The 10,483-nt window shown below is 72.1% G+C and carries 11 protein-coding genes and 2 pseudogenes; 6 read left to right on the top strand and 7 right to left on the bottom strand.

The features are described from left to right. Positions 1-238: 238 nt before the first annotated feature. A complete protein-coding gene (locus tag ACI6PP_RS10660; protein ID WP_421111476.1) occupies positions 239-1,084 on the bottom strand; it encodes a LysR family transcriptional regulator in 846 nt (281 codons plus the stop codon). Between the two features lie 100 nt (positions 1,085-1,184). Here ACI6PP_RS10660 and ACI6PP_RS10655 point away from each other — a divergent pair, with 100 nt between their 5' ends. After that, the gene (locus ACI6PP_RS10655; protein WP_421111474.1) at positions 1,185-1,919 is read left to right on the top strand and encodes an SDR family NAD(P)-dependent oxidoreductase; all 735 of its coding nucleotides are present in this window, start codon (positions 1,185-1,187) and stop codon (positions 1,917-1,919) included. A 164-nt stretch (positions 1,920-2,083) separates the two neighbouring features. Here the strand turns inward: ACI6PP_RS10655 and ACI6PP_RS10650 are convergent, their stop codons facing one another. Then, positions 2,084-2,491 (bottom strand): DUF6609 family protein, encoded by a 408-nt coding sequence (locus tag ACI6PP_RS10650; RefSeq protein WP_421111473.1) that lies wholly within the window; start codon positions 2,489-2,491, stop codon positions 2,084-2,086. Positions 2,492-2,509: 18 nt separating this feature from the next. On the opposite strand from ACI6PP_RS10650, the gene ACI6PP_RS10645 reads away from it, so the two are divergent. Beyond that, on the top strand, positions 2,510-2,758 hold the full coding sequence (locus ACI6PP_RS10645) for a hypothetical protein (protein ID WP_421111471.1): 249 nt from the start codon (positions 2,510-2,512) through the stop codon (positions 2,756-2,758). Between the two features lie 123 nt (positions 2,759-2,881). Here ACI6PP_RS10645 and ACI6PP_RS10640 read toward each other — a convergent pair whose 3' ends face one another. Both ACI6PP_RS10640 and ACI6PP_RS10635 read right to left on the bottom strand, forming a co-directional pair. Continuing rightward, positions 2,882-3,196, bottom strand: coding sequence for a GNAT family N-acetyltransferase (locus ACI6PP_RS10640; protein WP_421111469.1), 315 nt, complete (start codon positions 3,194-3,196; stop codon positions 2,882-2,884). Between the two features lie 42 nt (positions 3,197-3,238). After that, a complete protein-coding gene (locus ACI6PP_RS10635) occupies positions 3,239-3,811 on the bottom strand; it encodes a TetR/AcrR family transcriptional regulator (protein ID WP_421111467.1) in 573 nt (190 codons plus the stop codon). An 87-nt stretch (positions 3,812-3,898) separates the two neighbouring features. Here ACI6PP_RS10635 and ACI6PP_RS10630 point away from each other — a divergent pair, with 87 nt between their 5' ends. Both ACI6PP_RS10630 and ACI6PP_RS10625 read left to right on the top strand, forming a co-directional pair. Then, a complete protein-coding gene (locus tag ACI6PP_RS10630; RefSeq protein WP_421111466.1) occupies positions 3,899-4,780 on the top strand; it encodes an SDR family oxidoreductase in 882 nt (293 codons plus the stop codon). A gap of 321 nt (positions 4,781-5,101) precedes the next feature. Further along, the gene (locus ACI6PP_RS10625) at positions 5,102-6,169 is read left to right on the top strand and encodes a hypothetical protein (protein ID WP_421111465.1); all 1,068 of its coding nucleotides are present in this window, start codon (positions 5,102-5,104) and stop codon (positions 6,167-6,169) included. Positions 6,170-6,279: 110 nt separating this feature from the next. Here the strand turns inward: ACI6PP_RS10625 and ACI6PP_RS10620 are convergent, their stop codons facing one another. From ACI6PP_RS10620 to ACI6PP_RS10610, 3 genes and pseudogenes are all read right to left on the bottom strand, one after another. Then, entirely contained in the window at positions 6,280-7,650 is a 1,371-nt protein-coding gene (locus ACI6PP_RS10620) for a choice-of-anchor D domain-containing protein (protein ID WP_421111482.1), read from the bottom strand. 84 nt (positions 7,651-7,734) lie between these two features. Next, positions 7,735-8,058: pseudogene (locus tag ACI6PP_RS10615) on the bottom strand (hypothetical protein); the annotation flags it as partial. Positions 8,059-8,067: 9 nt separating this feature from the next. Further along, positions 8,068-8,442: a hypothetical protein gene (locus ACI6PP_RS10610; RefSeq protein ID WP_421111463.1), complete on the bottom strand. Its 375-nt coding sequence runs from the start codon at positions 8,440-8,442 to the stop codon at positions 8,068-8,070. A 249-nt stretch (positions 8,443-8,691) separates the two neighbouring features. On the opposite strand from ACI6PP_RS10610, the gene ACI6PP_RS10605 reads away from it, so the two are divergent. Both ACI6PP_RS10605 and ACI6PP_RS10600 read left to right on the top strand, forming a co-directional pair. Beyond that, positions 8,692-9,417: a VOC family protein gene (locus ACI6PP_RS10605; protein ID WP_421111462.1), complete on the top strand. Its 726-nt coding sequence runs from the start codon at positions 8,692-8,694 to the stop codon at positions 9,415-9,417. Between the two features lie 117 nt (positions 9,418-9,534). Next, a pseudogene (locus ACI6PP_RS10600) lies at positions 9,535-10,434 on the top strand (FAD-dependent monooxygenase); the annotation flags it as partial. Positions 10,435-10,483: the final 49 nt, after the last annotated feature.

Here is a 10,483-nt window from a genome sequence, read left to right as displayed (position 1 = left end):
CGGTCTTGTTTCCGAACACGGTTCTCCTCGTGGAGTAGTCGAGCGCACCGATCAGGTGAGCACGACATGACCGACCATCCGTGGATGGTCGAACGCCGCGAGCGTCCCGAGAAGTGCTGGTGCGATCACCATGCGCCCGTTCCGGCAGATGTGTAACCACCCAGATGGGCCCCCATGACCTGCCCGCGAACTGCCAGCCCGGCGCGAGCTCGGGCACGGCGGCCGGTGGCCGCTCCCCTCACAGACGCGAGGCGACGTGCACGAGACCGGCCACGCCGCGTGACGTGCTGTGCGGCGGCCAGGCGATGACGGTGGTCACCGGCAGGGCGTCTGTCAGCGGGACGACGGCCAGTCCACCGGTCAGGTCGGCGCGGGCCGATTCCGGGAGCAGGATCGCGGTGCGGCCGAGCCGCACCAGCTGCAGCACCTGCGTCAGGTCCCGGAGCTCGGGTCCGGGGCCGTCGGGATAGCTGCCGTCGAGGTGCGGCCAGCGCGGTGTGGGCAGGTCGGGGATGGACGTCGCCTCGGCCACGGTCATCGATGACGACCGTGCTGCGGGGTGCCCGGCAGGCACGACGAGGACCTGGCACTCGACGCTGAGCGTCTCCACGTCGAACCCGCTGAGGTCGTCGAAGGGGCGGTGCAGGATCGCCACGTCGGCGCGCCCGTCCCGCAGCATCAGCGCCTGGTGTCCCGGCGGGCTCAGCACCACCTCGACGTCGACGGCACCGGGTTCGGCCGCGTACGCGTCGAGCAGCTTGGCCATCAGCTCGCCGGAGGCGCCGGCCTTCGCCGTGAGCACGACCGAGGGCTGGTCGGGTGCCGCCGCCGACCGTCGCGTGCGCCGCTCGGCGGCCTCGACCGCCGCCAGGGCCACGCGCCCCTCGCGCAGCAGGGTCTCCCCCGCCGCCGTCAGCGCTAGACCGCTCGGCCCACGCAGGAAGAGCTGGGTACCGAGCCGTCGCTCGAGCTGGGCGATCGCACGCGACAACGGCGGCTGCGCCATGCCCAGACGCTGCGCGGCGCGACCGACGTGCGACTCCTCGGCGACGGCCACGAAGTAGCGCAGCTCGCGGGTCTCCACCCGGCGAGAGTACGCCGCTGGCCTGCCCCGATACCCGCACGGTATCGGCGTCCTCCGGATCGGTGTTGGGGACGGGTCGTGCCGCACGCAGGCTGGGGGCATGACACAGAACGGCACCACGAAGAAGACAGCACTGGTCACCGGAGCCAACAAGGGCATCGGCCGCGAGATCGCCGCCGGCCTCGCCCGGCTCGGGTTCCGCGTCGGCATCGGCGCGCGCGACGCCGGCCGTCGCGACGAGGCGGTGGACAAGCTGCGGGCCGACGGCCTCGACGTGTTCGGCGTGCCCCTCGACGTGACCGACGACGCCACCGTGACCGCCGCGGCCGCCCAGCTCGAGGAGCAGGGCGGGCTCGACGTCCTCGTCAACAACGCCGCCGTCACCGGCGGCATGCCCCAGGAGCCGAGCAAGGTGAGCGCCGAGCAGGTCCTTGGGGTCGTCGACACGAACGTCGTCGGCGTCATCCGGGTCACCAACGCCATGCTCCCCCTGCTGCGCCGCGCCGGGTCGCCGCGGATCGTCAACGTCTCGAGCACCGTGGGATCACTGACCCTGCAGACCGCGCAGGCCGGAGCCGTCGGCCCGATCTCGGCGGCCTACTCGCCGACCAAGACCTACCTCAACGCCATCACCGTCCAGTACGCCAAGGAGCTCGCCGGGACCGGCATCCTGGTCAACGCCGGCTGCCCCGGCTACGTCTCGACCGACCTCAACGGCCACCAGGGCACCCGCACCCCCGAGCAGGGCGCCGCGATCTTCCTCGAGCTCGCCACCCTGCCCGACGACGGACCCAGCGGCACGTTCCGCGACGAGACCGGCATCCAGCCCTGGTGACTGCCCTCGGCCACACCTGACACGCCCAGGTGTGGCCGTGGTCGTCGCACGCAGCGGGGTCCGAGGGGATCCGTCAGCCGGCGTCGCAGCGGCACCGGGCTCGACAGGAATCCGCCAGAGCAGGGCCGGGGGCGATGCTCCCCGCCACCGGTCGTCGCTCCGCGTCATCGTCCGGGCGAGGCGGACGACGCCAGGAGCACCGCGCCGGCGACGACTGCGACCCAGGGCACGGCATCGGGGACGCCTGCGAGCTCGGCGAGCGCACCGACGACGGCGACCAGCACCAGCGCCGCGGCCAGACGCAGGAACAGTGGTTGGCCGAACGCGCGCGCGAACGGCACGAAGTGCAGCCCCACGGTCGCGACCACCCACACCGGCACCAGACGGGTCTGGTCGGCCACGGCCAGCAACCGGGCCCCGACCACGATCGCGACCACCATGGCGATCACGCTCCACCCGTAGGTGCGCACCGCCCGCGCGCCGGGGACCGTCCCGGCGCCCAGGCGGCGCCTCGCCACGACCGCCACCAGCGGGCCGACATCGAAGTGTCGGCGGATTCGATCCGGGTCCACCCAGGCACGATGGGCCACGTGCTCGATGACCTCCTCGCACCACTCGGGCGGTTGCTGTGGGTGCCGTTGCGCTTCGTCGGCGGCCTGATCGTGCAGATCTTCTGGGAGCTCGTCGTCCACGGGCTGTGGGAGAGCCTCGTCGTCCGCAGAGCCGATGGGCCCGACCGTGTCGGCTGGGAGCTGGTCCGGCGGGCCCTGGCGCTCGTCGCCGTCACGACGGTGGCAGCCGCCGCGGCCATCGCCCTGTGGCGCGTGGCCACGGGCTGAGCCCGGGCGTGCAGGCTCGTGGCTCCCACGACCGTGGCCACGTCCCGCGGGACCACGGCCGGGTCCTTCAGCGCCATCGTGACGCGGAGCCAGCCGCACTCGGGGGCCAGCCGCCTCGGCGGATCATGACACGGCGAACGCGTGGCGCTCGTAGAGGTGCTTGGCGGGGCTGCCCTGCAGGACGTTGAGCCGGACGGGTCGGCGGTCGTCGTCGCGAGCGGCGAGGACATGTCGCAGAACCGCTGTCCCGACGCCGAGTCCCTGCGCGGTCGGAGGGAGGTAGAAGTGCTCGATCCAGCTGGCGTCGGGCTCGGGTCGCACCGCGATGCAGCCCACGTCCGTTCCGTCCACCTCGATGACGGTGGTCCACGAGGCGTCGAACCCGGAGTGCTGCCGGTCGCCATCGAAGCGGCCGAGGCGTTCCAGGTCCGGCCGCATGACGACCGCTCGCAGCTCGGCGTGCGACCGAGCCGGCAGCCCTCATCCCAGCGATCGTCCGGCGTCGCGCAGCTCGGTCAGCGCGGTCGCCGTGTGGACGGCCAGCTCGTCGCCGCCCGGGCCCTCGGACCACGAGGCGTACCCACGTTTGAAGGCGAGGACGCCCAGCTCGGCGGCCAGGTGGGCCGTGGGGTCGGGGACGCCGCGGGCGACCAGTGCCTCGGTCATCGCCGCGGCCAGTCCGACGCTCTTGAGCGCGTCGCGCTGCTGCAGCTCGGTGCTGGCCGCGACGGCGGCCCTCAGGCGCGGGCCGAGCTCGCGGTTGGACTGCCCCATCGTGGCCGACGCACGCTCGAGCCCGGCCGCGACGGCCTGCAGGGGCGTGGCGCCCGCGGGCGCCTCGGCGATGCCCTCGGCCAGGAGCCTGCTGAGCGTCTCCTGACCGGCGACGAGCAGCTCGCGCTTGTCGGGGAAGTGGCGGAAGAACGTGCTCTTGGTGACCCCGGCCCGCTCGGCGATCTGCGCGACGGTGGTGTCGTCGTAGCCCTGCTCGTTGAACAGGTCGACCGCCGCGACCACCAGCCGGTCACGTGCGTCGGGTGCCCAGCGAGCCATGCGGTCAGACTACGTGATGGGACCATTGTCCCGTCACAGTGCTACGGTGATGGGACAACAGTCCCATGACTTCCGAGGAGCACCCCCATGCACGTCTTCGTCACCGGCGGCACCGGCCTGATCGGGTCCGCCGTCGTCCACGAGCTGATCGACCACGGCCACGACGTCGTGGGCCTGGCCCGGTCGGAGTCCTCCGCCCGGGCCCTGGCGGGCACCGGCGCCGAGGTGGTGCGCGGCACGCTCGCCGACGTGGCGACGCTGCGCCAGGCGGCGCGGGCGTCGGACGCCGTGGTCAACCTGGCCTTCGCCCACGAGGCCGCGACGCCCGAGGACTTCGCCGGAGCGGTGGCACAGGAAGGTGCGGCGCTCCGGGCGATGGGCGAAGAGCTGGTCGGCACGGACCGCCCCTTCGTCGTCGCGTCCGGCACGCCCTGGATGCCGGGACGGCTGTCGACCGAGCAGGACGACCTGCCGGCCGAGGGGCCGGTGGCCGGACGGGTGCGCTCGGTCCAGGCGGTGCTGGCGCTCGCCGACCACGGCGTGCGCGCGAGCGCGGTGCGGATGGCGCGCACGGTCCACCGGGACGGGCGCGGCGGCTTCGCCGGGCTGCTGACCGACGCGGCACGGCGCACCGGTGTGGCCGGATACCCCGGGGACGGCACGCAACGCTGGCCCGCCGTCCACGCCCTCGACGCGGCCGCACTCGTGCGGCTCGCGCTGGAGGGCGCGCCCGCCGGATCGGTGTGGCACGCCGTCGCCGACGAGGGGGACCGGGTCCGCGACATCGCGGCGGTCGTCGGGCGTCGCCTGGGCCTGCCGGTCCGCTCCGTCCCCGAGGACACCTTCGGCCCACTCGGTCCGATCTTCGCCGTCGACGGCCCGGCCTCCAGTGCCCACACCCGTCGTGAGCTGGGGTGGGAACCGACCCACCCGAGCCTGCTCGACGACCTCGAGAACCTCGAGCCCTGAGCCCCACCCACCCGAGGAGCAACCCCGTGCACGTCGAGGTCCGCGCCGGCGACGTCCGCTGGCTCGAGCCCGGCCGGTGGCGAGTGACGCGAACAGTGGCGGCGCGTCCCTGGGAGGTGGTCCTCGCCCGGTGGGCGACGGGCGTGCCACCGCCTGGGTGCGTAGGGTGTCGACTTCCATTGACGGTCGACTGCTGGCGGGGACATGAGCACGATGGGCGAGGACCTGTTGCTTCCGGCTGGGTCGAGGTTGCTGCACGTCGGACCTCCGAAGACGGCGACCACCGCGATCCAGAGCGGGTTCCACCGCAATCGTGGGTCGGTGTCCGAGCAGGGCGTGCACTACGCGGGGTCGGAGCGTCAGCCGATGTCGGCGGCCAGGGCCGCTGCGACCGGCGAGCGGGTCGCCGGCATCAGCGACCTGGGGCCCGGTGATCACTGGCCGCGACTGCTCGAGGAGATCGAGCAGTGCGGTGCCGAGCGAGTGGTCGTCTCCAGCGAGTTCTTCGCCGACGCCGACGACCAGGCCGCTCGCCGTGTGGTCGAGGACCTCGGTGGCAGCTCGGTCCATGTCGTGGTGACCCTGCGTCCGTTGGCGAGAATCCTGCCCTCCCAGTGGCAGCAGTTCGTGCAGGCCAGGCTCGTCACGCCCTACGAGGAGTGGCTCCACCAGATGCTCGACGGGGCTCCGCCGGCGGACCCACCGCCTGGTTTCTGGCGACGACACCGTCACGACCTGCTGGTCCGCAGGTGGGCCGAGGCGGTCGGGACCGAGAACCTGACCGTCGTCATGGCCGAGGGGCCCGACCGCGACCGACCGCTGCACGTCTTCGAGAACCTGGTCGGTCTTCGTCGAGGCACCCTCGTGCCGGATCCGGAGGACTCGAACCGATCCCTCTCCGCCGACGAGGTCGCCCTCGTGCGCGCCCTGAACTCCGAGGTCGCGCGCCACGACGAGATCGACCTCGCCGCCTACAACCGCCTGGTCCGGTTCGGGATGTGCAGACTCCTGGTCAAGGAGCCGATGTCGGCGGACCGACCCAGGCTCACCACCCCGCGATGGGCCGTCGAACGCGCCCAGGAGATCGGCAGCCAGGCCGCGGAGTCCATCCACGAGTCGGGCGTGCGGGTGATCGGGGACGTCGCGCTCCTGGCGGCTGGGACCGACGCGGTCGGCGACGTCGAGGAGCCGACCACGCTCGACATCCAGACAGCGGCCCGCGCCACCACGGGCGCGGTGCTCAGCGCCACCCGACAGGCCCGACGTGAAGCAGCCACGCGGGCTCGCAGGACGGCACGCGCGAAGGCCCCTGCTACCGGGCCACGACTGACGGAGGCCACGATGCGGCAGATCGTCGGCGAAGTGCGTCGCCGCCTGCTGCGACGCTGACGGACGTGGTCAGCCCGGGACTCGTCGCAGGACCCGGTGGTGCAGAACCCGGTTGGGCGTTCTGCACCACCCCTCGGTCGGCCGTCAGGGTCGGAGGTGGCCGAAAGGTGTCACCGGCTGACCACTGCCTTGCCGTTCTTCAGCTCGATCCTCGAAGCCCCACCGGTGTCCGTGCTGGCGGTTCGGCGCAGGGCTGCCCTGCCGGCGGCCGACACGCCCGTCCCGAACAGCGTCGAGGTGGTGTTGAAGCTGTTGCCGCCGGCCGTCAGGGTCGTGGAGAACGCCCCGACGGACTGGGGCTTGAAGCTGATCGTCATCGTGCACCAGCGGTGCGAGGGGATGTCACTGATGACGAGGACGCAGGTGAAGTCCTCGTTGAGCTCGAAGGGGAACGGCGGTCCGCTGCTCGCCGAGCTCATCGGCTGACTCGTGTCCGTCGTGTTGACCACCCGGAACGTCTTCAGGGTGGTGCTGCCCACCGGCTGGGCGCCGTAGTCGTAGGAGGCAGGGACCAGCGAGACGCCCGCTGGCGCACCCAGTCCGACCAACGTCACGGTGTTGCCCGGTGCGCCGCTGACCGCGACGTCGACCGACTTGTCACCGTTGCTGGCCGGGGAGAACGCCACGGTGATCTCGCAGGACCCGCCGCCGGGCAGGGTCGCGGGGCACGTCGAGCCGGTGACCGCGAAGTCGTCGACCGACCCGTCGAGGTCGGCGTCGATGGCGCCGGTGCTCGTGGTGCCGGTGTTGGTGACCGTGAGGACGCTGGTCCCGGGAGTGCCACCGACCTCGTAGGCGCCGAGGTCGCTGACGGACGCGGAGACCGACAGTGCGGCCGGTGTCGTGCCCGCACCGCTGAGCTCCACCTCGGCCCGGTCGGTGCCTGACGCGTAGGAGACGTCACCGCCGACAGGGCCAGCGGCAGTCGGGCTGAACGTCGCGGTGAAGGTGCAGGTGCCCCCTGCGGCGACGACGACGGCGTCGCAGCTGTCACCGGTGTCGAACGGACCGGCCGTCGACTCGCTGAGAGTCACCGACGTGAGCCGGTGGTTGGTCAGCACGAAGGGCGCCGACTGGCTCGTGCTGCCGACGGCCACCTCGCCGAACGCGTGCTCGGCCGGCGTGACGCTGAGCGCGACAGGACTGCCCTTCAGGTCGGCGCCTACCGTTCCCCCGTTGTCGGAGACGACGTCGAGCCGGGCCGACTGCTGAGTCGTCCCCGAACCCGTGTAGGTGACACGCACCGAGCAGGACGAGGTGCTGGGCAGGACGGCACCGCAGGTCGAGGCGGCCACGAACGCCGGATCACCGGTGAGGATGGTGGTCACAGCGGTGGCGGTGCCGGCACCGGTGTTGGTGACGGTGAAGACGTGCGGTGCGGGCGCGTCGTCGTAGCCGAAGTCATGGGCGGACTCGCTGATCACCAGCACAGGCGGCGTCGGCGCGGGCGCGGTCGAGGTGCCCGTTCCCGTCAGTGCCACGGTGACGGTCTCCCCGGCACGGCCTCTGACCTGGAGCGCCCCGGTCGCGGCCCCGGCCGCAGCCGGCGTGAACCGGACGCCGACGGTGCACGACGCACCCGGGGTCAACGACGCGCGGCAGGTCGAGGCGGTCACCGCGAACGCCCCGCCGCTGCCCGACGACGCGGCGAGGGCTCCCGTGCGGGACTGCCCGGTGTTGGTGACGCGGATCTGTCTCGTCGTCGACGAGTCGCCGACGGGGGTCGCCGCGAAGGAGACGGACGGCGTCGAGACCGTGAGGTGTGCGGGCAGGACCTTCACGGTCCGGGCCGAGGTCCGACACAACGTGGACGTGCCGGTCCCCAGGCACACCCGGACCGCGTACGACCCGGCCGGGACCGTCGGCGGAACCCTCTTCCTCGCCCCCATCCTGATCGACTAGCCAGACGCGATCCCCGGCAGCTGTACCTTGCCCAGTGACACCGGGCGCGCGCTTCCGAGGAGGTCGACCCTCGCCTTGGTCGGGATGCGCCGCTTGGTGCTGGTGCTCTTGACCCCGAAGACGACCGACGCCGTCGTACCCGTCACGCCAGGAATGCCCTGAGCCTTGGGCTGGCCGAGCTGGGTGCTCGCCGCCGACCTGGCTGCGACCGGGGTCGCCGAAGCCGGCGCAGTCGTCGCCAGACCCGCGGACGCGACCGCCATCACCAGGGCCGCCGCCCAGATCCGGCGCCGGCCGGATCGTTCCCGCGCGACCGAGCGGCGCGACGGCGACGACGCCGTGACGAGTTCTTCGGTTCCCCAGACACCCATGGTTGCTCCTCTGACACAGACGCCCGCCCAGTCAGGCCAGCACCTGATCAGAGCAGCCGACCGGAGGGCTTGTCCTCAAATGGAGGTACTCCAGAGTCATCCATGCGAATGACTTGCCTGAGACCCACCGGATCGCTCCGCGAGCCAGTCCCGCGTCCGAACGGTGTCGCTGGATCGTCTCTCCCACACGATCGGTGGCGCGGCGGCTGCCTTGAACAGTCGATTGACGCGGTGCGAGCGAGCCGGAGAATGACGCTCATGGTCTGTGAACTGACTGCCCTGACCGTCACCTCACCCGACCCGGATCGTCTTGCCGGGTTCTGGGGCGGTCTGCTCGGCCAGGACGTCACGATCCAGCGAGGAGCACCGTCACTGGCGGCACCGCCGGACGTGGGGTTCGGTCTGCGCTTCGTGGCCGGTACTGCCGAGAAGTGGGGTCCGAACCAGATGCACCCCGACCTGAAGCCGGCGTCCCTGCACGAGCAGGCGTCGTCGGTCCAGCGTGCGCTCGAGCTGGGTGCGCGGCACCTGGACGTCGGCCAGGGTCCGAAGGCCGAGCACGTCGTCCTGGCCGATCCCGACGGCAACGAGCTGTGCGTCCTCGAACCCGGGGGCACCTTCCTGGCCGGCTGCCCGTTCTTCAGCTCGTTGGCCGGCGACGGCCTGGCCGAGGTCGGCTACTTCTGGCGCGATGCCCTGGTGTGGGACCTGGTCTGGGACCAGGACGGCGAGACCGCGGTGCAGGCACCCGCCGGAGGACCGAAGATCACCTGGGGTGGCGCACCGGTGGCGCCCAAGCTCGGCAGGAACCGGCTGCACCTCGACCTCACACCATCGGCTTCGTCGACTTCCGTTGCCGAGGTAGAGCGCTTGTCGGCGCTCGGGGCTGTGCGCGTCGACGGCGGCTGCGCGGACGGGGTGGGCATGGCTGACCCCGGGGGCAATGAGTTCTGTGTGGTGGGGCGGCTGTCCTGAGACTGGGCACGACCCGGTCCGACCTGCCCGGGTACCCGACCATCGCGAGGCGAACCCGGCCCGGTCGTGAAGCCGCCGTGATGCCGCGACGAAACCGTCGTCCTCGACGATGAAGGCATGAGCAACCGAACCGTCCTGATCTCCGGCGCCAGCATCGCCGGCCCGGCTGTGGGGTACTGGCTGAACCGGTACGGCTTCGAGGTGACGATCGTCGAGAAGGCGTCCGGCGTCCGGCCCGGCGGCCAGCCGGTGGACTTCAAGGGCGAGACCCATCGCACCGTCTTGTCGCGCATGGGCATCCTGGAGGCGGTGCGTGCCGCGCAGGTCGGCTCGAGCGACGGCACGCTCGTCGACGCCGACGGCCGCAGGATCGGCACCGTCCCGGGCGAGTTCGCCGGCGGGGAGATCAACGTGCCCCGCGGCGACCTGGTCGAGATCCTGCACGACCTGACCGCCGAGACGTGCGAGTACGTCTTCGACGACTCGATCGCGACGCTGAGCCAGACCCCGGACGGCGTCGACGTCACCTTCGAGCGCTCGGCGCCAAGACGGTTCGACCTGGTCATCGGCGCCGACGGCATCCACTCGCACACCCGCCGGCTCGCGTTCGGGCCCGAGGCGGACTACGTCAGCCACCTGGGCTACTACTACGCCAACGTCGCCGTGGACGACCACGGCGACGAGATGTACAACGAGCCCGGTCGCATGGCCGCCACCAGCGACGGCGGCGAGCCCGCGTTCTTCGTGTTCGCCTCCGAGCCGCTCGACCACGACCGCGACGACGTCGACCAGCAGAAGCAGGTGCTGCTCGACGCCTACCGCGGCGCCGTCTGGAAGGTCCCGGACCTGCTCGCCCAGGTCACCGACACGTCGTACTTCTTCCTGGACTCGATCAGCCGCGTGACCATCGACCGCTACGCCAGCGGCCGGGTCGCGCTCGTCGGTGACGCCGCCTACGGCAACGCGCTCGGCGGGTTCGGCACCGGCCTGTCGATCGTCGGCGCCTACGTCCTGGCCGGCGAGCTGGGACGTGCCGGCGGAGACCATCGCGTCGCCTACGCCGAGT

Source organism: Solicola agrisoli (genome assembly GCF_049059935.1).
GTDB lineage: Bacteria > Actinomycetota > Actinomycetes > Propionibacteriales > Nocardioidaceae > JAURVT01.
Note: the sequence above shows the minus strand (reverse complement) of the source record. Positions and strands in the feature narration are given on the sequence as shown.

Bases quoted from the DNA above. Each gene is read 5' to 3' on its own strand.
- ACI6PP_RS10640 (WP_421111469.1), bottom strand. From the start codon at position 3,196: ATGCGGCCGGACCTGGAACGCCTCGGCCGCTTCGATGGCGACCGGCAG.
- ACI6PP_RS10655 (WP_421111474.1), top strand. From the start codon at position 1,185: ATGACACAGAACGGCACCACGAAGAAGACAGCACTGGTCACCGGAGCC.
- ACI6PP_RS10635 (WP_421111467.1), bottom strand. From the start codon at position 3,811: ATGGCTCGCTGGGCACCCGACGCACGTGACCGGCTGGTGGTCGCGGCG.
- ACI6PP_RS10630 (WP_421111466.1), top strand. From the start codon at position 3,899: ATGCACGTCTTCGTCACCGGCGGCACCGGCCTGATCGGGTCCGCCGTC.
- ACI6PP_RS10605 (WP_421111462.1), top strand. From the start codon at position 8,692: ATGACGCTCATGGTCTGTGAACTGACTGCCCTGACCGTCACCTCACCC.
- ACI6PP_RS10610 (WP_421111463.1), bottom strand. From the start codon at position 8,442: ATGGGTGTCTGGGGAACCGAAGAACTCGTCACGGCGTCGTCGCCGTCG.